Source organism: Glutamicibacter halophytocola (genome assembly GCF_001302565.1).
Taxonomy (GTDB): domain Bacteria; phylum Actinomycetota; class Actinomycetes; order Actinomycetales; family Micrococcaceae; genus Glutamicibacter; species Glutamicibacter halophytocola.
In genome coordinates this window covers 1386721-1410101 of record NZ_CP012750.1, presented here as the reverse complement: position 1 = coordinate 1410101, position 23381 = coordinate 1386721, and the positions used below count along the sequence as shown (strand labels likewise).

Genomic DNA, 23381 nt, shown 5'->3' with positions numbered 1-23381 from the left:
GGTTCTAGGCCAGGCCCAGTGCGCCGGCGACCTCGACCACGTCGAAGGCCACCTTCTTCGGCGCGACCTCGGAGCCATCGGCCTGCTTCAGGGCCCAGTCCGGGTCCTTCAGTCCGTGGCCGGTGACGGTGATGACGATCTTCTTGCCGGTGGGCACGTTGCCTGCGGCGTGGTGCTTGAGCAGTCCGGCCACGCCGGCGGCCGAAGCTGGCTCCACGAATACGCCTTCGCGGGCCGAGAGCCAGCGGTGCGCTTCGAGGATCTGCTCATCGGTCACCGAGTCGATCTGCCCGCCGGACTCGTCGCGGGCCGCCTCGGCCTGTTCCCAGGAGGCAGGGTTGCCGATGCGGATGGCGGTGGCGATGGTGTCGGGTTCGGTGATCGGGTGCCCGGCCACGATCGGCGCGGCGCCGGCGGCCTGGAAGCCCCACATGATCGGGTTCTTGGTCGAAACCGGTTCCAGTTCCTTGCCCGCCTCGTTGGTCCACGCCGAGGAGTACTCCTTGTAGCCCTTCCAGTAGGCGGTGATGTTGCCCGCGTTGCCCACTGGCAGCAGGTGGTAGTCCGGAGCGTCGCCCAGGAAGTCGACGACCTCGAAGGCGCCGGTCTTCTGGCCCTGGATGCGGGCCGGGTTCACGGAATTGACCAGGAACACCGGGTAGTTTTCGCTCAGCTTGCGGGCCACTTCAAGGCAGTTGTCGAAGTTGCCGTCGATCTGGATGATGTCCGCGCCGTGGGCGATGGCCTGGGAGAGCTTGCCCATGGAGATCTTGCCGTCCGGCACCAGCACCGCGCACTTCAGGCCGGCCTGGGTGGCGTAGGCCGCGGCCGAGGCGGAGGTGTTGCCGGTGGAAGCGCAGACCACGGCCTTGGCGCCGGCGGCGACCGCGGCGGTCATCGCCATGGTCATGCCGCGGTCCTTGAAGGATCCGGTCGGGTTCATGCCCTCGACCTTGAGGTACACCTCGTTGCCGGTGTGAGCCGACAGGGCCGGGGCGTAGACCAACGGGGTTCCACCCTCGCCCAGGGTGATGACCTTGGTGTTCTCGTCGACTGGCAGGCGTTCGGCATATTCGCGGATTACTCCGCGCCACTGGTGAGCCACGTTAGTTTCCTTCAACTCGCATAACGGATAGTACTGAATGCACCGCGTCCAAGGCCTTGAGTGCTTCGACGGTGCTGGCCAGGGCCGATTCGGTGCCCTGGTGGGTGAGAATGCGCAGCTGCGCGCCGGAGTGCGCGTCGCCCTGCTGGCTCATCGACTGGATCGACACGCCATGCTCGCCAAAAACGGTGGCGATAGCCGCGAGCACCCCGGACTGGTCCTTGACCGACAGGCCGATCCAGTAGCGGGTGGTGATCGCGTCGAAATCCAGCATCCGCGGGCGCTGGTGCACCGAGCCGTTGGGCAGCGGCGCGCCGGCGGCGATCTGCCGTGCCACGGCGACCACGTCGCCCATCACGGCGCTGGCGGTGGCATTGCCTCCGGCCCCGGCGCCGTAGAACATCAGGTCCCCGGCGTTTTCGGCTTCGACGAAGACCGCGTTGAAGGCCCCGTGAACGGTGGCCAGCGGGTGGCCGCGGCGGATCAGCGCCGGGTAGACACGCACCGAAATGCCTGCGTCGCCCTGTTCGGCGATGGCCAGCAGCTTGATCACGTAGCCGGCCTCGGCAGCGGCGGCCACATCCTCGGCGGTGACCTCGGTGATGCCTTCGGTGGAAACCTGTTCCGAGGAGATGCTGGTGTGGAAAGCCAGCGAGGCGAGGATGGCGGCCTTGGCCGCGGCATCGTGCCCTCCCACGTCGGCGGTCGGATCGGCTTCGGCGTATCCCAGCGCCTGGGCTTCGGCCAGCACGTCGCCAAAGGCAGCGCCGGTGGTGTCCATGGCGTCCAGGATGAAGTTGGTGGTGCCGTTGACGATGCCCATCACCTTGGTGATGTGGTCCCCAGCCAGCGAATCGGCGATCGGGCGAAGGATCGGGATGGCCCCGGCCACGGCGGCCTCATAGCGCAGCTGGGCGCCGCTGCCTGCGGCCACCTCGTTCAGCTCGGCGCCCTTGAGCGCGATCAGCGCCTTGTTGCCGGTGACCACGCTGGCGCCCTTGGACAGGGCGGCGGCGATGTACTGCCCGGCCGGGTCCAGCCCGCCGAGCAGCTCGATGACCACATCGGCCTGTTCGATCAGTGCCAGCGCATCGGTGGTGAAAAGCTCCTTGGGCAAGTCCACATCACGCTTGGTCTCCAGGTTGCGCACCGCAATGCCGATCAGCTGCAGTCCGGCACCCGAGCGGGATGCCAATTCATTTGCGTCTTCCAGCAGGATCCGGGCCACCTGGGCTCCGACCGTGCCGCAACCCAGCAGGGCTACCTTCAGGTTCTTTTCGCCGCTCAATTAAACTCCCATGTCGCGGGCTAGCAAGTCGTCTTCGGTTTCCCTGCGCACGATCAGGCGGGCTTGGCCATCGCGTACCGCTACCACCGCGGGGCGGGTGAGGTAGTTGTAGTTGCTCGACAGGGCCCAGCAGTAGGCGCCGGTGGCCGGAACCGCGAGCAAGTCGCCAGCGGCCACGTCTTCGGGCAGGTAAACGTCCTTCACGACTATGTCACCTGACTCGCAATGTTTCCCAACTACGCGAGAAATAATTGCGTCGCTTTGCGTCATACGGCCAGCGAGCACGGCGGTGTATTGCGCGTCATAGAGCACCGGGCGCGGGTTGTCGCTCATGCCGCCATCCACCGAAATGTAGCGGCGCGGGAACAGCTCTCCGCTGGCGTCTTCCACCTGGACGTCCTTGCGGACTCCGGCCTCGTAGAGGGTGAAGGTGGTTGGGCCGGCAATGGCGCGGCCCGGCTCGATCGAGATGCGCGGGCAGTCCAGCGCCAGTTCCTGGCAGGTCGCGGCAACGACCTCGGCCATCTGGCTGGCCAGCTTCGCAGGGGTGGAGGGGTGGTCCTCGGAAGTGTAGGCGATGCCGTAGCCGCCACCCAGATCCAGCTCGGGCAGCGCCACCTGGTGGATCTCGCGGATCTGCGCGAGCAAGCCCAGCATGGTGCGCGCGACCATGGCGAAGCCCTCGGCCTCGAAGATCTGCGAACCGATGTGGGCGTGCAGGCCCAGCAGGTTCACGTTCTTTGCCTCGATGGCACGAGCCACCGCGCGCAATGCCGGCGAGGTGCCGGTGGCATCGGCCAGGATCGACAGCCCGAATTTCTGGTCCTCATGGGCGGTGGCGATCGCCTCATGGGTCGAGGCGTGCACTCCCGGGGTGATGCGCAGCATCACTTCCGCGGTGCGGCCCAGGGAGCCGGCCAGGGTGATGACGCGTTCGAGCTCGTCGAGCGAATCAATGACGATGCGCCCGACGCCCATGGTGATGGCCCGGGTGATCTCCGCGGCGGACTTGTTGTTTCCGTGCAGCGAGAGATTCGCCGCGGGAACGCCGGCGGCCTGGGCCACCGCCAATTCGCCGCCGGAGCAGGTGTCCAGGCGCAGCCCCTCATCGGTCACCCAGCGGGCCACCTCGGTGCAGACAAAGGCCTTGCCGGCGTAGTAGACGTCTACTGCCCCGCACAACTCCTTGAACGCCTGGTCGAAGGCGGTCTTGAAACCGCGGGCACGGGCGCGGAAGTCGTTCTCGTCGAGCACAAACAGCGGCGTGCCGAATTCTTCGGCGAGCGCGCTGGCAGTGATGCCCTGGACGGACAGTTCGCCGCTAGCTTCGCGGGAAACCCCCGAAGCCCATTCGATCTGGCGAAGCGCGTTGATGTTTTCGGGGAATTGCAGCCATTGCGGGGCTAGCGGCGATACGGCCATCGGCTATTTACATCCTCTCTGGGGCGGAAACGCCCAGCAGTTCCAATCCATTTGCCAAGACGGTGGTGGCGGCGTCGTTCAGCCACAGGCGGGTGCTGTGAACTGGTGCGATCGCCTCGTCCTCAGCCACCGGGGTGATGCGGGTTGCGGCGTACCAGGAGTGGTAGGCGCCGGCGACCTGCTCCAGGTAGCGGGCAATGCGGTGCGGTTCGCGGAATTCAGCGGCGCCTGCGACCACCGAGGGGAACTGGCCGAGCACTGCCAGCAGCTCGTTTTCGGTTGGGTCGGTGAGCAGCGCGGCATCGAACTCGTCGCGGGTCACTCCCTTGGCGGCGGCATTGCGGGCCGCGGCAGCCGAGCGGGCGTGGGCATACTGCACGTAGAACACCGGGTTGTCGTTGGAGTTCTTCTTCAGCTGCTCCGGGTCCAGCGCGATCGGCGAATCAGCCGGGAAGCGGGCCAGCGAGTAGCGCAGCGCGTCGGCACCGATCCAGTTGATCAAATCGCGCAGCTCGATGATGTTGCCGGCGCGCTTGGAGAGCTTGGCGCCGTTAACGCTGATCAGCTGGCCGATCAGCACCTCGATGTTCTTTTCCTTGTCATCCCCCGCGCAGGCGGCAATGGCCTTGAGACGGTTGACGTAGCCGTGGTGGTCGGCTCCCAGCAGGTAGATCTTCTCTTCGAAGCCGCGGTCCTTCTTGGACAGGTAGTAGGCGGCGTCGGCAGCGAAGTAGGTCGGCTCGCCATTGGCGCGGATCAGCACGCGGTCCTTGTCATCGCCGAAGTCGGTGGTGCGCAGCCAGACGGCGCCCTCCAAATCGAAGATGTGGCCCTGTTCGCGCAGGCGGGCTACGGCATCGGCCACGGCCCCGCCTTCGTGCAGGGCGGTCTCGGAGAAGTACACGTCGAAGCTGACGCCGAAGTCGGCCAGGGTCGACTTGATGTCTGCCAGCTGCGCCTTGTAGGCGGCATCGCGCAGCGCCGGGATGGCTTCGGCTTCTTCCAGTTCGCCCAATTGCGGGTTCTGGGCCAGGACGATATCGCCCAGTTCCTTGATGTATTCGCCTGGGTAGCCGCCCTCGGGAACCGGCAGGCCGTGGATGCGGTTGTAGACCGAGCGGGCAAAGACGTTCATCTGGTTGCCGGCGTCGTTGATGTAGTACTCGCTGGTGACCGAGGCGCCCGAAGCGCGCAGGACGCGCGAGATCGCATCGCCCAGGGCAGCCCAGCGGGTGTGGCCGATGTGCAGCGGACCGGTCGGGTTCGCCGAAACGAACTCCATGTTGACCACGTGGCCGGCCAGGGCCTGGTTGCTGCCATAGGCTGCACCGGCGTCGACGATGGTGCGGGCCAGCTCGCCGGCCGCGCCAGCTTCGAGGGTAATGTTCAAAAAGCCAGGGCCTGCGATGTCCACGGCACCGACTCCTGGAACCTCGGCAAGGCGTCGGGCAAGGATCTGCGCGAAGTCGCGCGGGGCCATGCCGGCCTTCTTGCCCAGCTGCAGCGCGATGTTGGTTGCCCAGTCACCGTGCTCACGGCTCTTGGGACGGTCGACACGCACGGTGTCTGGAACCTCAACGGAGATTTCACCAGCGGCGACGGCTTCGGTGAGGCATGCGGATATTGCTGCGGAGAGTTCTTCAGGAGTCACCGTTCAAGAATACCGGTAATTGCACCGCATATTCAGCATTCATGACTCCCCCAAGGCTGTGAGGCTTGCCGGGTTCGGTGACTTTTGCAACACAGCACAACCTGGCTGCTTGAATTGCGCAGATCAGCACACCACCTGATAGTATTTCTTCTGTTGCCCAGCAACACGCCTCTGTAGCTCAGTGGATAGAGCGTCTGCCTCCGGAGCAGAAGGTCGAAGGTTCGATTCCTTTCAGGGGCACCAGCAAATTGCAGGTCCTGGTTCATCCGGGCCTGCAATTTTTTTATTCCCGGATCGCCGTTTTCCCCATCCCGTGGCGAGCAAGAACTAGCGCTGATCGTACGCCTGGTGCTTATCTTGGGGCATGAGCCAATCAGCTAATGCCCATCCCGGCGAACCTCATGACCTGAATTTCGCCGAACGCCTCAACTGGCTGCGTGCCGGGGTGCTCGGCGCCAACGACGGCATTGTCTCGGTGGCGGCGACCGTCGTAGGCGTAGCAGGAGTCACCAACCAGTCAGCCCCGATCTTCATTGCCGGAATGGCCGCGGTGATCGGCGGTGCCATCTCCATGGCGCTGGGCGAGTATGTTTCGGTCAGCAGCCAGCGGGATTCCCAGCGCGCCCTGGTGGAGAAGGAACGCCAAGAGCTCGCCGAAGATCCAGAGGCAGAACTCGCTGAGCTTGCCGGCATCTACCAGGCGAAGGGGCTGAGCCGGCAAACCGCGATGCAGGTGGCCACCGAACTGACCGCACACGATCCGCTGGCAGCCCATTTGTCGGCAGAGCTGAATATCGACGAAGAAGAAGAGGCCAACCCCTGGCATGCGGCCTATGCTTCCGCCGCGGCTTTCGTGGTTGGCGCGATATTGCCCATGCTTGCCATCATGCTGCCACCGCAACAGATCCGCATTCCCGTGACCTTTGCCGCGGTGCTTGTTGCCCTGGCGCTCACAGGAACGCTCGGCGCCTACATCGGTGGAAGCTCCAAACGGGTCTCAGCGCTCCGGCTGGTTATCGGTGGCGCGCTGGCCCTGGCCGCGACGTTCTTTGTTGGCTCACTGCTCGGCTCCAGCGGAATGATCTAGAGCAAACGCACGTGCCGCTTCGCTTGGTGGCCAGGCAGACACGGCGCGTCCCTTTAACGAAGGGTATCTTCGATGACTCGCTGTGTAGTCTGATGCCATGGCACGCATGGAATCAGCTCCGCACGATCTAATCGTCGCCGTCCACCAAGGCGTTGATGTTTCTTTTGCCGGGCTCAATCTAAGCACGGGCCTCCCGCCTTGGCACCTTGAATACGAAGACTGCGATGTCGGGTTCACTTCGAGTTTCGAGTTCACGCTGCGCGCTGTGCCCAATGAAATGACCCGCCAACTCGACGCGGACTTCAGCAGCAAGAAAGAGGCCTGGAAGGCTCAGCTCGAAGAGCGTGGAGCAAGCATCGCCGGAAGTGCACCGCCACTGCCGAGTGCTAAATTTTTCGAGCGCATCGAAGCTGAAGTGACAGACGATTTGGGCACGGAATACATGTGGGTCGGTGGTGAAACAGCCTCGCTTGAATCGCCTTGGGAAGCCACGTGGATCTACGCCCCCGCTCCCCCGCAAGAAGCCAGGCATTTGGTCCTGGATTTTATCGCGGAGGGCCTTAAGACCGGCCATTCCTGCACCTTGGATCTGAGGAATTAGCACCATGTGCATGGACGACTCATCGCTCACCTTTATGGAAGCGATGCGGCAGGATTCGCAATGCATTGACCATGCTGCGAGAATCTGGGCGCAAGCTGCCGCGCAGCGCGATCACAAGCCCACGCCAACAGACGGCAGCCAAGCGCTTGCTGGAGTTCAACGTCGCTTGGCGCTGCCGGAAGCCAGGCTCGTGATGGCATCCAAGGACGGAGTTCCGGCAGGATTTACGATCGCCTCACCCCACGATGGCTATCTGGAAATTTACTACGTCGCCGTTGCGCCCGATTTCTGGGGCCAAGGCATTGCGCGAGTTTTGCTTTCCGAGGTGGACCGCCATGCAGCGAGCGCCGGTCACGTGGAACTCCGCTTATGGGTTATTGCCGATAATTCGCGTGCGATCGAGCTGTACCTGTCCTGCGGATACCAGCACACTGGCCAGGAACTCATTGATGAAACCTCGGGTCGAATCGAGTTCCTATTGCGAAAGAAGCTGAGCCGAGAACCTGGTTAACGCAGCAAGGGCTTTGCCGACCTCGAGGGTCAGGCAAAGCCCTTGCAGCTGTTCGCTGTAATTACTGGAGCATGGTCTTGTCGTCGAGCTGTGCGCCCTTGATCTTCCCGAACTCGTCGAGCAGGTCCTTGACGGTCATCTTGGACTTCTCCTCCTGGTTCAAATCCAGGATGATCTGCCCATCGTGCATCATGATCAAGCGGGTGCCCAGGGCGAGCGCCTGTTCCATATTGTGCGTGACCATCAGGGTGGTCAGCTGGTGGCGTTCCACAATTTCCTTGGTCAAGCGCGAGACCAGCGCCGCACGCTGCGGATCCAGGGCGGCGGTGTGCTCATCAAGCAGCAGGATCTTCGGCTTGGAGAACGTCGCCATGAGCAGGCTCAGCGCCTGGCGCTGGCCGCCGGAGAGCAGCCCCACCTTGGTCTTCAGGCGCTTTTCCAGCCCGAGTTCCAGGCTCTTGAGCTCCTCGACAAACAGTTCCCGGCGCTTGGCTCCCACACCCAGGCCCAGGCCGCGGAAACGCCCGCGGGCGTAGGCCAGGGCCATGTTCTCCTCGATGGACATGGTCGGGGCGGTTCCGGCCATCGGGTCCTGGAAAACGCGGCCGATGTATTTGGCGCGCTGGTAGTCGGCCAGCTTGGTGACATTCTTGCCGCCGATGGCTACCGAGCCGGCATCCGGCTGCAGCTTGCCTGCCACCATATTCAGCACCGTGGACTTGCCAGCGCCATTGGAGCCGATAACGGTGACGAATTCGCCGTCAGCCAGGTTCAGATTGATGTTGCGCAGTGCCTTGCGCTCGTTCACGGTTCCGGGGAAGAACGTACGCGACAGGTTCTTGATTTCAAGCATTGGTGCGAACCTCTTCCTTGGATTCGGTAACGGGTTGCGGGCGCTTCGTGAAGGTCTTGATGATCTTCTGGAAGCCCTTCCACTTCGGCAGCAGCAGTGCGACCACCACGAGCACCGCGGAAATCAGCTTCATGTCGTTGACCTGCAGGCCGGCCGAGAGTGCCAGCTGGATGACCAGGCGGTAGATCACCGCGCCGAAGACCACGGCGATGGCAGCGAGCCAGATGTAGCGCTGGGTGAAGATGGCCTGGCCGACGATGACCGAAGCCAAGCCGATCAGGATCAGGCCAATGCCCATGCCGATATCGGCGAAGCCCTGGTACTGGGCGATGACCGCGCCGGACAGCGCCACCAGGCCATTGGACAGCGCCAGTCCCAGGATTTTCTGGTTGTCGGTGCTCACGCCGAAGGAGCGGATCATTTCCTGGTTGTCGCCGGTGGCGCGCATGGCCATGCCCAATTCGGTGTGCAGGAACCAGACGATCACCGCAACAAATGCCAGGCACACGGCGAAGAAAATCGCGACCGATGCCCAGGATCCGAGGATGCCCGAGGCACGCATCGGGCTGATCAGGGTCTGTTCCCCGAGCAGCGGCGTATTGGCCTTGCCCATGATGCGCAGGTTAATCGAGTACAGTGCGATCATGGTCAAAATACCGGCGAGCAGGCCATCAATCTTGCCCTTGGTATGCAGCAGGCCGGTGATGACACCGGCAACCATGCCGGCGAAGAAGGCCAGCACCGTGGCCAGCCATGGGTTCATCCCGTTCACGATGCCGACCGAGGCAACGGCGGCACCGGTGGTGAAGCTGCCATCGACAGTCAGGTCGGGAAAGTCCAGGATACGGAAGGTCAGGTACACCCCGAGCGCCATGATGGCGTAAATCAGGCCGAGTTCAACCGCTGTGATCATGTGTGGATCCTTGAGTTGTAAGTTTTGCGAGTAGTCACGACGAAAGGCGAGGCATCAGGTTATGCGCCCCGCCTTGCGTCGGTAAGTTGTTGCCGGGGTTTAGTAAACCTCGACGGCTTCCTTCTTCATCTCATCGGTGAATTCAACGCCGACCTTCTTGGCGGCCTTTTCATTCAGGTAGAGATCAACCTCGGAGATGTTCTCCACTGGCAGGGTTGCCGGTTCGGCTTCGCCCTTGAGGATCTTCACGGCCATGGCGGCGGTCTGCTCGCCCAGCTTCTCGTAGTTGATTCCGTAGGTTGCCGTGGCGCCGCGCTTGACGGACTCGCCATCAGCGGAGATCACCGGGACGTTGTTCTTCTCGGCGACCTGCAGCAGGCCTTCCAGAGCGGAAACCACTGCGTTATCGGTTGGCACGTAGTATGCATCCACATCCAGCGAGCTGGCAGCCTGCTGGACTTCGCTCGATGCCGATACTGCGGCCTTCTCGATGGTCAGGCCCAGGGACTTGGCCGCTTCCTCAGCCATCTTCACCTGGACAGCCGAGTTGGCTTCACCCGAGGAGTAGACGATTCCGACCTTCTTGGCGTCCGGCACCAGGTCCTTGAGCAGCTGCAGCTGCTCGTCGACCGGGTTCATGTCCGAGGTGCCGGTGACGTTGGCGCCGGGCGCTTCGCTGGAGGCTACCAGCTTGGCATCTACCGGGTCGGTGACCGCGGAGAAGAGCACTGGAACGTTGGTGATCGCCTGCGCTGCAGCCTGGGCCGAAGGGGTGGCAACTGCCAAAACCAGGTCGATATCCGAATCGGCAGCGAGCTTGCCGGCGATCGAGGTGTTGGTTGCCTGATCGGTTTCGGCGTTGTTCATGTCGTATTCGATCTTGTCGCCGGTGTAGCCGGCTTCTTCCATGCCAGCCTTGAAACCGGTAACTACAGCGTCAAGCGAAGGGTGCGAGACGAACTGGGAAATGCCGATCTTGACGGCGTCATCGCCGCCAGCAGCAGCGCCCCCGTCGCCACTGCCGCCACAAGCGGTCAAGGCCAGTGCACCAGCTGCTGCAATTGCAGCGAATTTCATGGCGGTGAAGCTCTTCATTGAAGTTCCTTTCAAAGTTCCCTTGCGAGTGAATCCCACCGATAGCGCGGATGCCCGGTTATGAAGCGCAACAGCTGCGCAGCATGCGGGAACCGTCCAGGCAACACGTCGATGATTACCCTCGATCTTACATGTGAACGACCTCACCTTGACTATGATCAAGGTCGATTCCCAGACGTTTGCATCTTGATCTGGATTCTAGTGGACACAAATGATCCGGATTGCGCCAGTATCTGGAAGTTTTGTATTTCTCGGCCTTAAGTTGTCGACAATTGCTTGGACAATCTGAAAATTTGACTCTTGGCGCACCACTGCCCAAGGAGCATTTTTGGTGTCGACCCGGGCTTCGGCCCGGCGGCCACCACGAATGCGCGTGGCGCGAATAGAATGGGAACATCATGGCGCTTAGCATTACGTATCCCGAAGCCCTCCCGGTCTCATCCCGTCGCGCAGACATCCTCAAGGCAGTGCGCGAGAACCAGGTAGTAGTCATTGCCGGCGAAACCGGTTCGGGCAAAACCACCCAGCTGCCCAAAATGCTCATCGAGCTCGGCCTGGCCGAGCAGGGCATGATCGGGCACACCCAGCCCCGGCGCCTCGCCGCGCGCACCGTCGCCGAGCGCATTGCCGAGGAAATGGGCACGCAGATCGGTGACGAAGTCGGCTTCCACGTGCGCTTCACCGGCGAGGTATCGCGCAATACCAAGCTGAAGGTCATGACCGACGGCATCCTGCTGGCCGAAATCCAGCGCGACCGCCTGCTGAAAAAATATTCGGCAATCATCATCGACGAGGCCCACGAGCGCAGCCTGAATATCGACTTCCTGCTCGGATACCTCAAGCAGATCATGCCCCGGCGCCCCGAGCTGAAGATCATCATCACTTCGGCCACCATCGACCCGGAACGATTTGCCGCGCACTTCGGGACGCCGCTGCCATCGGGCGAGATTGAACCGGCCCCGATCATCGAGGTCTCCGGGCGCACCTTCCCGGTAGAACTGCGCTACCGGCCACTGCAGGCCGAAGCCGAGCTGGACGCCGAGAACGCCGACGAGAATTCCCTGGAAGAAGAGCGCGACCCGCTCGATGCGGTCACCGACGCGGTCAAGGAGCTGTCCCGCGAAGCCCCGGGCGACATCCTGATCTTCTTCTCCGGGGAACGCGAAATCCGCGACGCCGCCGAGGCCCTGCGCGCCCTGGTCGCCTCCAATAAGCGCATGCCGCGCTACGAGGTGCTGCCGCTGTTCGCCCGGCTGTCGCTGGCCGAGCAGCACCGGGTCTTCCACCCGGGCGGCGCCCCGCGCATCATCCTGGCCACCAACGTGGCCGAAACCTCGCTGACCGTGCCGGGCATCAAGTACGTGATCGATACCGGCACCGCCCGCATCTCGCGCTACTCGCACCGCACCAAGGTGCAGCGGTTGCCGATCGAGCGTGTTTCGCAGGCCAGCGCCAACCAGCGATCGGGGCGTTGCGGCCGTGTCTCCGAGGGCATCGCGATCCGCCTGTACTCCGAGCCCGACTACCAGGCGCGCCCCGAATTCACCGACCCGGAAATCCTGCGCACCAACCTGGCCAGCGTGATCCTGCAGATGATCTCCATGGGCGTGGTCTCCTCCGCCACCGAGGTGGCCCAGTTCCCCTTTGTGCAGCCGCCCGAAGCCCGCGCCATCACCGATGGCGTGAACCTCCTGCGCGAGCTCGGCGCCCTGGAATCCACCAAGGCCGCCAAGCTCACCGATATCGGGCGCAAGCTGGCCCAGTTGCCGCTGGATGTGCGCCTGGGCCGAATGATCGTGGAGTCCGCGGATCGCGGCGTCGCCAAGGAGCTCATGGTGCTGGCCGCCGGGCTAAGCATCCAGGACCCGCGCGAGCGCCCCAGCGAGGAGACCGGGCAGCGCGAGCGCGCGGTTCAAATGCACAAGCGCTTCGCCGACGAGAAGTCCGATTTCATCGCGCTGCTGAACCTGTGGGCCTACCTGCAGGAACAGCAAAAGCAGCTGTCCTCCTCGGCCTTCCGCAGGTTGTGCAAGTCCGAATTCATCAACTACCTGCGCGTTCGCGAATGGCAGGATCTGTTCACCCAGCTGCGCCAATTGGCCAAGCCGCTGGGCATTACCGTGGCGGCCGCGCCGATCGATCCGGCGGGCAATGAGGACCAGGTCCACAAGTCGCTGCTGGCCGGGCTGCTGGGGCATATCGGCCTCTACGATGAGCGCAAGCGCGATTACCTGGGCGCGCGCGGCACCCGTTTTGCGATCTTCCCCGGATCGGGGCTGTTCAAGAAGTCCCCCACCTGGGTCATGTCCGCCGAGCTGGTGGAAACTTCGCGGCTCTGGGCCCGGGTGAATGCGGCCATCGCGCCCGAATGGGTGGAAGAAGTGGCCCCGCATCTGCTCAAGCGCACGCACTCCGAACCGCACTGGTCCAAGCGCACCGGATCGGTGATGGGCTATGAGAAGGTCACCCTCTTTGGCCTGCCGATCATTCCCCGCCGCCAGTTCCACTACTGGCGCGTTGATCCTCTCCTGGCGCGCGAGCTGTTCATCCGCCACGCGCTGGTCGAGGGCGATTGGCGGACCCACCACAAGTTCTTCGCCAAGAACCAGGCGCTGCTCGAAGAGGTGGAAGAGCTCGAAACCCGCATGCGCCGGCATGATTTGCGGATCAGCGACGATGACCTCTTCGCGTTCTACGACGCCCGGGTCGGCGCCCAGGTTTATTCCGAGCGGCACTTCGACCGCTGGTGGAAGAAGGCCCGGGCCACCGATCCGGCGCTGCTGGACTTTGATCCCGAAGCCCTGCTGGCCGACGGCGGGGAACTGGACGAAACGCTGTTCCCGACCACCTGGCAGCTTGGTTCCATCCACCTGCCGCTGAGCTACGAATACAACCCTGCCGCCGCCGGCTCCGAGGGCGACGGCGTGTCGCTCAGCGTTCCGGTGGTGTTCTTGAACCAGCTGGATCCGGCGCGATTCGCCTGGCTGATCCCTGGCCTGCGCCACGAGCTGATCACCGCGCTGATCCGCTCCATGCCCAAGTCGATTCGCAAGAACTTCGTGCCCGCCCCGGATGTGGCGGCCAAGGCGCTTGAAATGCTCAACACCGACTTCGATCCGTCCGCCGACGATCTGGCCGAATCCCTGGCGCTGGTATTGCGCCGGCTGCGCGGCATGGTGGTCGACCCGGCGGTCTTCGACTTCGCCACGCTGCCGCCGCACCTGCGCTTTGGCTTCACCATCACCGACGCTTCGGGCAAGGTGCTCGGCCAGGGCGATGACCTGGCCGCCCTGCAGTACAAATTCGCCGCCGCCAACCGGACCGCCCTGGCCAGCGGGGTCAACTCCCCCGGTGCCGGGAAACCCGGCAAGCCCGGCAAGCCCGTGGCTGCTGCCAGCCAGCGCAAGAAGCCCCAGGCTTCGGCGGCCACCGGCGCCTGGGACCAGAAGGCCCTGGAGACCTGGCCGCAGCTGGAGTCCTCGGGCCAGACCCTGGGCGATACCCTGCCGGCCAAGGTGACCACCACCGTGATGGGCCAGCAAATCACCGCCTACCCGGGGCTGGACGATAACGGCAGCACCGTGGACTTGACGGTCTTCCGCAGCGAAGCCGAGCGCGATGCCGCCCACCGCTCCGGCGTGATCCGATTGCTGATGCTGCGCCTGCCGCCAGCGGCAAAATTCGTGATCTCGCACCTGAACAACGCGGAGAAGCTGGTCTTCACGCAGAACCCGCATGGCTCGATCGACAAATTGATCGCCGACTGCACCATGGCCGCGGTCGATCAGCTGGTTCCCGAGTCGCTGCCGATGAACCGGGCAGGCTTCGAGGCCCTCTTTGAAGCGGTGCGAGCCGAGCAGATCGACACCATCTTCACGATCACCGCGATCGTGGCCAAGGTGTTCGGCGCCTCCACCCGCATCAACAAGGATTTGAAGAGCACCAAGTCCCTGGCCATGTTCGCGGCGGTCACCGATATCCGTTCGCAGCTGGAGCAGCTGATTTATCCGGGGTTCATCGCCGCCACGGGAGCGGCGAATCTGATGCGCCTGCCGCGCTATGTGGCCGGCGTCGAAAAGCGCCTGGAGAAGCTGCGCGCCGGCGCTGTCACCCGCGACTCGCAGGCGCTGGTGATCATCCAGAAGCTCGAAGACGAGTACGACAACGCGCTGGAGAAGGTGCCGCAGGGCGCGCGCGTCCCGGCGCTGCTGGCGCAGGTGAAGTGGATGCTGGAGGAAATGCGCATCTCGCTCTTTGCCCAGGAGCTGGGGACGGCCTATTCGGTGAGCGAAAAGCGCATCCGCAAGGCGATGAAGGACGGGCTGGCGCAGCTGTAGCGTGCGGGGTTGCCGGCCACGCCGTCAGGCCCCGGGCACGAACTCGCCGTGGCCGTCGGCGACCAGCCCGTCGCGCAGCTTCTGCGCATTATTGTCCATCGCCTGCGGATCCGGGTTCTCGGCCGCATTGGACAGGTCGAAATCCGCCAGCGAATTGGTCGGCCACACATGCACATGCAGGTGCGGAACCTCGAAGCCGGCGATCATCAGCCCGGCACGCTGCGCGCCGAAAACCCGCTTCTGGGTCTGCCCGATCTTCTGCGCCACCAGGGTCAGGTGCGTGAGCAGCTGCTCGGAGGCATCGGTGAACTCGTCGACCTCCTCACGCGGCACCACCAGGGCGTGGCCATCGGAGAGCGGGCCGATGGACAGGAACGCCACGCAGGTTTCGTCCTGCCACACGAACCGGCCGGGGATCTGCCCCTGGATAATCTTGCTGAACAGCGTGCTCATGGCAGCCTTTCGTCGGGTTGCGGAAATCTAGTGGCGGTGCTTTTCGTCGCTGGTGGCGATCGGCGCCTGCGGGTAGGAGCAGTACTCGGACCAGCTGCCTGGATACAGTCCGAGTTCGATCCCGGCGCTGGCAGCGGCCAGCACCTGGTGGGCCGCGGTAATCCCGGAGCCGCAGTAGGCGGTCGATCCGGGCTGCTGCGCCCCCAGCTTTTCAAAGGCGGCCCGCAAGGCTTCCGGGCCGTAGAAACGGGCCTGCTCATCGAGGTTATCGGTGGTCGGGCGGTTCAGCGCACCGGGAATATGGCCGGCTACCGGATCCACCGGCTCGGTGATCCCCAGATACCGCACGGTGGCCCGTGAATCGATCAAGACCCCGTCCAGGGATTCCAGCTCGTCGAAGTCCACCACCGGCATCCGCCCCCAGGACAGCGACACCGTACCGGGGCTCACCTCGGGGGCTTGCGTGGAGATCGGCCCCGCAGCCTGCCTCCAAGCCTCCAGTCCCCCGTCGAGCACCTGCACCTGCTCGATCCCCGCATGGCGCAGCAGCCACCAGGCCCGGGCCGCGGCCAGCGCGCCGGAATCGTCGTACACCACCACATGGCTCTGCGGGTTGATCCCCCAGCGCCGGGCGGCCGCCTCGAAGTCCGCAGGCAATGGCAGCGGGTGCCGCCCGGTATGTTCGCCCACCGCGCCCGACAGCTCCCGCTCCATATCGACAAACACCGCACCGGGAAGATGCCCGAGCGCATACTCTTGCGCGCCGTCATCCCGTCCGAGCACCCACCGGACATCAAGCAGGACGCACTCGCCAGGAAGCAGGGCCTTCAGCTCTTGGGCGGAAATCAACGGGTTCATCTGCGCTACCTTGCTACGAGTTCTTCGACTTTGTATTCGACGCCATTCTCCAGGCGCGCAAACTGGCTGCCATCGCGTTCGGCGATCGCGCCCAGCTGGCGATCAAACAGCGCGACACCGCGTTCATTGAGCAGCCCATCGTGGATGGGCACCCAGGCCTCCGCCTTGACCGCCGTCGCGAAGTCCGCGGCCTCCGACATCTTCGCCCAGGGCGCCATGACAGGAAGCAGCAGCACGTCCACAGGCACGCCGACCGGGACATGATAGCTGTCACCCGGGTGGTAGACCACCGGCTGGCCCACCGCGTGGTCGCCGAGCAGGTAGCCGACGTTGGCGACAAGGTCGATCGACTGGTGGATTGTGGCATGCGTACCACCGGTGGCGCGCACCTTGATCCCGCCGACGATGAAGTCCGCGCCGGCGCACACCGTGTGCACCTGGGCCGCGGCGGCCGAAGGAAGCTGCTCGCGCAATTCCCGGGCCAGCGCCGCGGGTGCGTAGAGCTCTAAAACAGAGTTGGCTTCAAGCGCCTGGACGATCGCATTCCGGTCGGCATGATCCGCATGCTCATGAGTCACCAGCACCGCGTGCTTGCCGTCGAATACGCCAGTCAGATCGGAAAAGACGCCAGGATCCAGCAGCAGCGAACCGTCGATCGTGCTCAGTTCTATACAAGAATGGCCTCTGGTTTTGATACGCATATCCATAGCGTAGGCTTCGCGCCCCGCCCGTGCCAGCCACAGACACGCATCATCTGGGAAAGTTGGCTAAAATTGAGAGGAAGTACAGGTGATCGGCCGAGCAGACAGGCCCTTTGCCGACCCGCGACGAAGTCAAGGAATGGTGCACGTAGATGTCCCAGCCAGAAACCCGGATCACCAAGCAGCGATTGGCTGTTACGCAGGCCTTGAGCGAGATCGACGATTTCGCTACGGCCCAGCAGCTTCACCGCTGGTTGCAGGATTCCGAGAAGAAGGTTTCCCTTGCCACCGTTTACCGCTTGCTGCAGTCCATGGCTGATGACGGCCTGCTCGATGTCCTTCGCAGCGGCGATGGCGAAGCCCGCTTCCGCCAGTGCGTCACTGAAACCCACCACCACCATCTCGTGTGCCGGTCATGCTCCAAGACCGTCGAGGTTCAAGCCCCTTCGGTGGAACGCTGGGCCGCGAGGGTTGCTGCTGAACACGATTTTTCCGATCCCGAACACACCGTCGAGATCTATGGCATCTGCGCTGAATGCCGCGCCAAGGCACCCGCCTGAAGCTTGAATTCCCCTCAGCTTCCAAGTCAATACCATCGCTGACTGGTAACTTTACCGTGTTCTAAAAGTTATCCACCCGCAACCAAAACATCGAAGACATGTTCTAATAACCGGCGTAAAATAAGAACATGTCCGAAACCACGATCCCCCCAGCGCAAACCCCCAACCCCGAAAACCACGACGGATTCACCGCCGTGGTCAAAGGACTGGAAACGAGCCTGGCATACATCGAGGAACACGGAACCGCCGAGGAATGCCTCACCAGCATCGCCCGCCTGGAACGCGCCATCTCCTCCCTGCGCTACCACCAGGCAGCCCTCGCCCACCAAACAGAAATCAACGTCGTCCACCAGAACGCCACCCGCGGCAACCTCAAGCAGCTGAACCGCGGCACCGCCGCCACCATAGCCCTCGCCCGCAAAGCAGACCCCCACGGCTACCGCGAATACCTCGAAAACTGCCGCATCCTCTTCAACGACACCCCGCACCTGGCCGCCGCCTACAGCCGCGGCGAATTCACCGAAGCCCAAATGCGCGCCATCCTCACCCCGCTGCGCATCCTCAAAGCCGAACGCCGCACCGAATTCGATCAGCTGTACGCCAAGAACCCCCGACTGTTCGCCAACCAGGGCACCAGGAAAATCAGCGACACCGTCAAGGACTTCACCTACGCCTACGCCTCGGACGACCAGTGCAAAGAACAAAAAAGCGCCGAAGAGCAACGCCGCATCAAATTCACCGCGCACCCGGACACCGGCATGATGAGCATCCACGCCGAACTGCCCATCATCGCCGGCCTGGCCCTGAAAAACGACATCAAGGCAAAATCCACAAGCCTCAAAGCCCACGGCGACCCGCGCACCCGCGCGCAAATCGAAGCCGACTACCTCGCCAGCTTCTGCACCAGCCCGGACGCAACAGTGCCCGTGAACATGAACGTCGCGCTGGTCATGACCGACAAGACCCTCTTCCTCGGCGACCGGCAGCCAGCCTACCTCGACGGCTACGGGGTCATCGCCCCGCAATACGCGCGCGAGCTGGTCGCCGGCAAGGAAATCCTGAACAACATGACCCTCGCGGAAATGGCCACCACCCGGCCCCCGGCCTTCATCGACACCCTGGAAGCGACCATCGAGCTGATCCGCCTCTATACCGCCCCCGGGGACCGGGAGCTGATCGCGATGGACTCCACCGCACGGATCTTCCCGGAGAAAATGAAGAAGTTCATCAGAACCCGCGACCGGCGCTGCCGCACCCCCTTCTGCGACGGGATGATCGAGGAAATCGACCACGTCACCCAGGCCTGCCTGGGCGGGCACACCTGCGTAGTCAACGCCGATGGACGGTGCAAGTTCTGCAACCAGGCCAAGGAAACCCCCGGATGGCAGGAAATTGTCATCTCCCGGGGGCCGCACCGGATGAAGATCGCTACCGGAATGGGGCCGACGTATCATTCCACCGCGCCGCCGGCGACAGGTTTTGCGCATCAGCCCTACCCGCAGTGCATGAGCGAAGCTGACTGGGTGCGTTCCTTCGAGGACTGGCTGAACCGGCCGCCGGACACCGGGAGCAGTCCGCCGGATATCGAGGATATCCCTGCCTGACGGGCGGGCACCTGCCCGCACGGGGAGTAAAACGTGAGCTGGAGACAGCAATCGCCCCAGTCCAAATGAACTGGGGCGATTGGAAAACTTCCACTTACACTTGATGGCGCCTTCGGGGAGAACGCACATATTCAATTCCACGGCAGATGACGTAAATCAGGAACGAGATCGTGGTGACGTACGGGCTAATCGGCAATGCGCCAGCTAGCGCCAACAAGATACCGCCAACAACAGCCAATTCTGCGAACGCAATAGACAGCACCACAGTCAGTACTGGATTGGAAGTTATGCGCATTGCCGCAGCCGCAGGCGTAATGAGCAGAGCAAGCACCAGCAGCGCGCCAACCACTTGGATGGTAACTGCCACCGCAAGCGCCAGGATCACCATGAAAAAGATCGACAATCCAGAGGTGCGAACGCCCCGGGCATTGGCTACCACCGGATCTACGGATGCAAATGTCAACGGCCGCCACACGAGAATCAAGGCAAGCACAACGACAAGCGACAGCACCAGCATTCCAGTGAGTTGCACATCATCGACAGCAACTATCTGGCCGGTCAGCAACCCGAACTTGTTGGCGCTGCGCCCCTCATAGAGGGACAAGAACAAAATGCCAAGACCCAAGCCAAATGGCATCAGCACGCCAGTAATGGAATTGCGATCACGCGCTCTGGTCCCAAGGAATCCAAGGATCAGCGCTGCGACGAGCGACCCGAATACCGATCCTGTCACGACGTCAGCTCCGATGAGCAGCGCAAACGCGGCACCGGCGAAAGACAGCTCAGCGATTCCATGAACGGCAAAGGCCATGTCACGCATCATGATGAAGATGCCGATCAAGCCGCCGACAACGCCGAGCACGGCCCCAGCAATCAGCGAATTGGAAACCAGCGGCAAGAGCTGCGCGTAATCGTCAAAGTTAAATGCCTTGTCGATGAAGTCCGAAAAGTTCATGTCCCGCTCCTACTTCCCGGTTTCCAGGTCGATGTCTTCAGCATGCTCGTGCCCATCTGCCGGCAAGTCGCTGCTCGCGGCCCCGGACACGACCACGATTCGCCCATTCACGCGAAGCACTTCCACCGGGGCGCCATAAAGTTCGGTGAGCACCGATGACTGCATGACCTCATCAACCGTGCCCAGATGGAAGCGGCCTTCTGCCAGATAAAGCACGCGATCCACATACGGAAGAATCGGGTTGATTTCGTGAGTCACGAAAATGACAGCGCTTTCGCGTTCGACGGCCTGGCGATGGATCACTTCGCTGATGGCTTGCTGATGGTGCAAATCCAGTGACAGCAACGGTTCATCGCATAGCAATACCCTGGGGTTTCCGGCCAAGGCTTGAGCCGCACGCAGACGCTGCTGTTCTCCTCCTGATAGATCGGATACCGGCCGGTTGGCGTAGCCGCTAGCCCCCACCATCTCCAGAAGCTCATCGACTTTTTGACGGACCACACTTCGACCAATGCGGATACCCGGCTTGGAACCGTCTACGCCGAGGGCGACGAGATCCCGGGCGCGCAATGGGACGTTGTCGCCAAAGGGACGCTGCTGGGGAATCAAGCCAACGGCCGCCGATCCACGACGAACCGGAGCGCCTGCGATGGCTACGGAACCTCGATTCAGCGAGGCGGTTCCAAGCATGGTGTTGATGAAGCTCGTCTTGCCGGAGCCGTTAGGGCCCAAAACTGCAAGAAACTCGCCCGCCGCGATGGATAGGTTGAGCTCATCCCAGAGCACACGCGACCCATAGGCCAGGCGTGCGTCCTCAAAGTGGACAATGGGGCTAGATGACATGGACTGCTTTCTGCACTGCGAGATTGTTGTTTATCCGGCGACGAAAAACTGCGGCACCCGATCAGGTGCCGCAGTCAATCCTACCAGTTGCGATTCATTCGCAATACGTGCCCACGGGGTGAGCTTCGCCTAGTTTCCCTGCTTCTCCTTGCGCGGTGGAGAAGTGCGCTTCCGAGTCGTATCGGTGATCTCGCCAACCAGCACCTCGATCACATCCTCAAGGAACACCACGCCAAGGGCAGAACCGGCGGCATCAACGACCACCGAAAGGTGGTTGCCTTCCTGGCGCATTTCCTCCAGGGCCGCTTCGATTTCCGTGTCCTCGCCCAGCTGGCCCAATGGATGCAGCGGCAAGTCCTGCAGCGGCTGAGTCGAATGCGCGTCGTCGATCAGCATCACGTCTTTCACGTGCCAGTAGCCCACCGGAATATCATTTTTGGTGATCAGCATGCGCGAGAATCCGGTCTTGCCGACCTTCTTCTCGAATTCGCGAGCCGTGGTTTCGCCCCATTCCAGGGTGAACAAGTCATCCAGCGGAACCATGCAGCTTCGTGCGGTCACCGATGAGAATTCCAAGGCCTTGGTCAGTCGCAACGCGTTGTCTTCATCCAGGGTCCCTTCTTCGGAAGAGGTGTCGATGATCGAGCGCACCTCGGCCGCAGTGTAGGAACTTGAGACTTCATCCTTAGGCTCGATGCCAAAGGCGTGCAACACCAGGTTGGCCATGCCGTTGAGCATCGAGATGATCGGCTTGAGCACCTTGGACAAGCCAACCAGCGGCATCGCCAAAAGCATGACAGCTTTATCAGCGACGGAAACCGAAATGTTCTTCGGAACCATTTCGCCGAAGGTCACGTGAAGGAAAGTCACCAGCACCAATGCGATCAAGAAGGCCGCGGTATCCGCAGCCGACTCCGGCATCCCGATCATGGTCAGCGGCTCCGCCAGCAAGTGGTGGATCGCAGGTTCGGAAATGTTCAGGATCAGCAGAGAGCAGACGGTGATGCCAAGCTGGCAAACGGCCAGCATGACCGAAACATGTTCCATGGCATGCAGTGCAACCTTTGCCCGCTTATTGCCTTCATCGGCCAATGGCTCGATCTGCGAGCGACGAGCGCTCATCACAGCGAATTCGCCAGCAACAAAAAACGCGTTGAACAGCAACAGGACGACTAGCCACACGAGGCCCATAAAGTCATTCATTGCCGGCCTCCTGCTCCGTTGCCACCGGTTCGAAGCGGACCTGGGCGATACGCCGGCCATCCAGCTCGGTCACGGTAAAGGTGCCATTTTCGGTCTCGACCTGGTCGTTGAGTTCGGCCAAGCGGCCTAGTTCGGCAAGCATGAATCCACCGATAGTCTCGTAGGAGGACTCTTCAGGGATCACCTCGTGGTCGAAATTCTCATTGACCTGGTCCGGCCGGAACATGCCGGGGAACAGCCAGTTGCCGTTAGGCTGGGTGACTGCTTCTTCCTCGTCCTCGTCATGTTCGTCGGAGACTTCGCCAACGATTTCTTCTACGAGGTCTTCCAAGGTGACCAGGCCCGCGGTTCCACCGTATTCATCCATCACGATGGCGATCTGGAATTCCGCGGCGCGCAGTTGCTCCAGCAGCACATCGAGGTGGATGGTTTCAGGAACATACAGGGCGTCACGTGCGAACTCGCCCACCTGTAATGCAGCACGGCGTTCGCGCGGCACCGAGACAACCGCCTTGACATGGCAGATCCCCTGGATCTCATCGCTGGATCCCTCGATCACGGGGAAGCGCGAAAAACCGGTATCGGCGCTGACCGAGATCAGCTCGGACAGGGGCGCCTGCGAATCGATGGTGGACATGGAGGTGCGCGGTGTCATCACATCCGCCGCGGTGCGTTCGGAGAATTCGATCGTGGATTCCACGAAGCGAGCGGTTTGAACGTCCAGGGTGCCCAGCTGGGCCGAACGGCGCACCAGCGAGGCCAATTCCTGCGACGAGCGAGCGGCGGAAATTTCTTCCTTGGCTTCCAACCCGAAGAAGCGGTGCAGCACGGCGTTGGAGAATCCGTTGAGCACCACGATGGCTGGCTTGAAGATCGCGGTGAATACCAGCTGCGGACGGGCCAGCAGCTTGCCGACGGACATTGCCTCGGCGATGGCCAAGTTCTTGGGGACCAATTCGCCGATCAGCATCGAGAGCAAGGTGGCTACCACCAGGGAAACCACCACGGAGATGGCTACCGAGCTGGCTTCGGGAATACCGGTCATTTCCATCAATGGTTCAAGCAAGGAACTCATTGCCGGTTCCAGAACGTAACCGGTGAGCAAGGTAGTCAGCGTAATGCCCAACTGGCAGCTGGAGAGCTGGGTGGACAGCGAGGTCAAGCATTGCAACAGCGGCTTGGCGCCGCGTTCGCCTCGATCGACGGCGTTTTGCACTGTGCTTTTGTCAAGGGCGACCAAGGAGAATTCCACGGCCACGAAGAAGCCGGTGCCGAGAATCAGCAACAGGCCAAGAAGTATGAAGAGCCAATCCATAGGTGGTTACCACCACCTGTTCATCG

20 protein-coding genes and 1 tRNA gene are annotated in these 23381 nt (G+C 62.5%); 7 read left to right on the top strand and 14 right to left on the bottom strand.

All coding sequences use genetic code 11. From position 1 onward, the window contains the following. Positions 1-4: 4 nt before the first annotated feature. The 4 genes from thrC to argS are packed head-to-tail and all read right to left on the bottom strand — an operon-like array spanning position 5 to position 5466. A complete protein-coding gene (thrC, locus tag AOZ07_RS06575; protein ID WP_060701282.1) occupies positions 5-1105 on the bottom strand; it encodes a threonine synthase in 1101 nt (366 codons plus the stop codon). A 1-nt stretch (position 1106) separates the two neighbouring features. Continuing rightward, positions 1107-2393: a homoserine dehydrogenase gene (locus AOZ07_RS06570; RefSeq protein ID WP_060701281.1), complete on the bottom strand. Its 1287-nt coding sequence runs from the start codon at positions 2391-2393 to the stop codon at positions 1107-1109. Further along, positions 2394-3815, bottom strand: coding sequence for a diaminopimelate decarboxylase (gene lysA / locus AOZ07_RS06565; RefSeq protein ID WP_060701280.1), 1422 nt, complete (start codon positions 3813-3815; stop codon positions 2394-2396). A 7-nt stretch (positions 3816-3822) separates the two neighbouring features. Next, a complete protein-coding gene (argS, locus tag AOZ07_RS06560) occupies positions 3823-5466 on the bottom strand; it encodes an arginine--tRNA ligase (RefSeq protein WP_060701279.1) in 1644 nt (547 codons plus the stop codon). Positions 5467-5633: 167 nt separating this feature from the next. On the opposite strand from argS, the gene AOZ07_RS06555 reads away from it, so the two are divergent. The 4 genes from AOZ07_RS06555 (at position 5634) to AOZ07_RS06540 (ending at position 7665) form a co-directional block, all read left to right on the top strand. Then, a tRNA-Arg gene (locus AOZ07_RS06555) sits at positions 5634-5709 on the top strand. Positions 5710-5830: 121 nt separating this feature from the next. Next, positions 5831-6553 (top strand): VIT1/CCC1 transporter family protein, encoded by a 723-nt coding sequence (locus tag AOZ07_RS06550; protein ID WP_060701278.1) that lies wholly within the window; start codon positions 5831-5833, stop codon positions 6551-6553. Positions 6554-6650: 97 nt separating this feature from the next. Further along, positions 6651-7154: a hypothetical protein gene (locus tag AOZ07_RS06545; RefSeq protein ID WP_194943819.1), complete on the top strand. Its 504-nt coding sequence runs from the start codon at positions 6651-6653 to the stop codon at positions 7152-7154. Positions 7155-7164: 10 nt separating this feature from the next. Beyond that, positions 7165-7665 carry a GNAT family N-acetyltransferase gene (locus tag AOZ07_RS06540; protein WP_060701276.1) on the top strand — a complete coding sequence of 167 codons (501 nt, stop codon included), beginning with the start codon at positions 7165-7167 and terminating at the stop codon, positions 7663-7665. 61 nt (positions 7666-7726) lie between these two features. On the opposite strand, the gene AOZ07_RS06535 is transcribed toward AOZ07_RS06540, so the two are convergent. The 3 genes from AOZ07_RS06535 to AOZ07_RS06525 all read right to left on the bottom strand — a co-directional run bounded on the left by AOZ07_RS06535 (position 7727) and on the right by AOZ07_RS06525 (position 10526). Then, the gene (locus AOZ07_RS06535) at positions 7727-8518 is read right to left on the bottom strand and encodes an ABC transporter ATP-binding protein (RefSeq protein ID WP_060701275.1); all 792 of its coding nucleotides are present in this window, start codon (positions 8516-8518) and stop codon (positions 7727-7729) included. Beyond that, positions 8511-9431 carry an ABC transporter permease gene (locus AOZ07_RS06530; RefSeq protein ID WP_060701274.1) on the bottom strand — a complete coding sequence of 307 codons (921 nt, stop codon included), beginning with the start codon at positions 9429-9431 and terminating at the stop codon, positions 8511-8513. The genes AOZ07_RS06535 and AOZ07_RS06530 overlap by 8 nt, the downstream gene beginning before the upstream one ends. A gap of 99 nt (positions 9432-9530) precedes the next feature. Next, positions 9531-10526 (bottom strand): ABC transporter substrate-binding protein, encoded by a 996-nt coding sequence (locus tag AOZ07_RS06525; protein WP_060701273.1) that lies wholly within the window; start codon positions 10524-10526, stop codon positions 9531-9533. A 398-nt stretch (positions 10527-10924) separates the two neighbouring features. Between AOZ07_RS06525 and hrpA the strand changes: the two genes are divergently transcribed. Then, positions 10925-14863 (top strand): ATP-dependent RNA helicase HrpA, encoded by a 3939-nt coding sequence (gene hrpA, locus AOZ07_RS06520; protein WP_060701272.1) that lies wholly within the window; start codon positions 10925-10927, stop codon positions 14861-14863. A 24-nt stretch (positions 14864-14887) separates the two neighbouring features. Here hrpA and AOZ07_RS06515 read toward each other — a convergent pair whose 3' ends face one another. From AOZ07_RS06515 to AOZ07_RS06505, 3 genes are read right to left on the bottom strand one after another with little or no spacing between them, the layout of a single operon-like run. Continuing rightward, positions 14888-15316 (bottom strand): HIT family protein, encoded by a 429-nt coding sequence (locus AOZ07_RS06515; RefSeq protein WP_060701271.1) that lies wholly within the window; start codon positions 15314-15316, stop codon positions 14888-14890. Positions 15317-15343: 27 nt separating this feature from the next. Beyond that, positions 15344-16174, bottom strand: a complete 831-nt coding sequence (locus AOZ07_RS06510) for a sulfurtransferase (protein WP_060701270.1) — start codon at positions 16172-16174, stop codon at positions 15344-15346. Positions 16175-16179: 5 nt separating this feature from the next. Then, positions 16180-16875, bottom strand: a complete 696-nt coding sequence (locus tag AOZ07_RS06505) for an MBL fold metallo-hydrolase (RefSeq protein WP_060701269.1) — start codon at positions 16873-16875, stop codon at positions 16180-16182. Positions 16876-17027: 152 nt separating this feature from the next. Between AOZ07_RS06505 and AOZ07_RS06500 the strand changes: the two genes are divergently transcribed. After that, a complete protein-coding gene (locus AOZ07_RS06500; RefSeq protein WP_060701268.1) occupies positions 17028-17435 on the top strand; it encodes a Fur family transcriptional regulator in 408 nt (135 codons plus the stop codon). Positions 17436-17563: 128 nt separating this feature from the next. After that, positions 17564-19039, top strand: a complete 1476-nt coding sequence (locus AOZ07_RS06495; RefSeq protein ID WP_060701267.1) for a DUF222 domain-containing protein — start codon at positions 17564-17566, stop codon at positions 19037-19039. Positions 19040-19133: 94 nt separating this feature from the next. Here the strand turns inward: AOZ07_RS06495 and AOZ07_RS06490 are convergent, their stop codons facing one another. The 4 genes from AOZ07_RS06490 to AOZ07_RS06475 form a co-directional block, all read right to left on the bottom strand. Beyond that, positions 19134-19994 (bottom strand): metal ABC transporter permease, encoded by an 861-nt coding sequence (locus AOZ07_RS06490; protein ID WP_060701266.1) that lies wholly within the window; start codon positions 19992-19994, stop codon positions 19134-19136. Between the two features lie 9 nt (positions 19995-20003). Next, the gene (locus AOZ07_RS06485) at positions 20004-20837 is read right to left on the bottom strand and encodes a metal ABC transporter ATP-binding protein (RefSeq protein WP_060701265.1); all 834 of its coding nucleotides are present in this window, start codon (positions 20835-20837) and stop codon (positions 20004-20006) included. A gap of 129 nt (positions 20838-20966) precedes the next feature. Next, positions 20967-22040 (bottom strand): hemolysin family protein, encoded by a 1074-nt coding sequence (locus AOZ07_RS06480; RefSeq protein WP_060701264.1) that lies wholly within the window; start codon positions 22038-22040, stop codon positions 20967-20969. Then, positions 22033-23355 (bottom strand): hemolysin family protein, encoded by a 1323-nt coding sequence (locus tag AOZ07_RS06475; RefSeq protein WP_060701263.1) that lies wholly within the window; start codon positions 23353-23355, stop codon positions 22033-22035. The genes AOZ07_RS06480 and AOZ07_RS06475 overlap by 8 nt, the downstream gene beginning before the upstream one ends. Between the last annotated feature and the right edge of the window lie 26 nt (positions 23356-23381).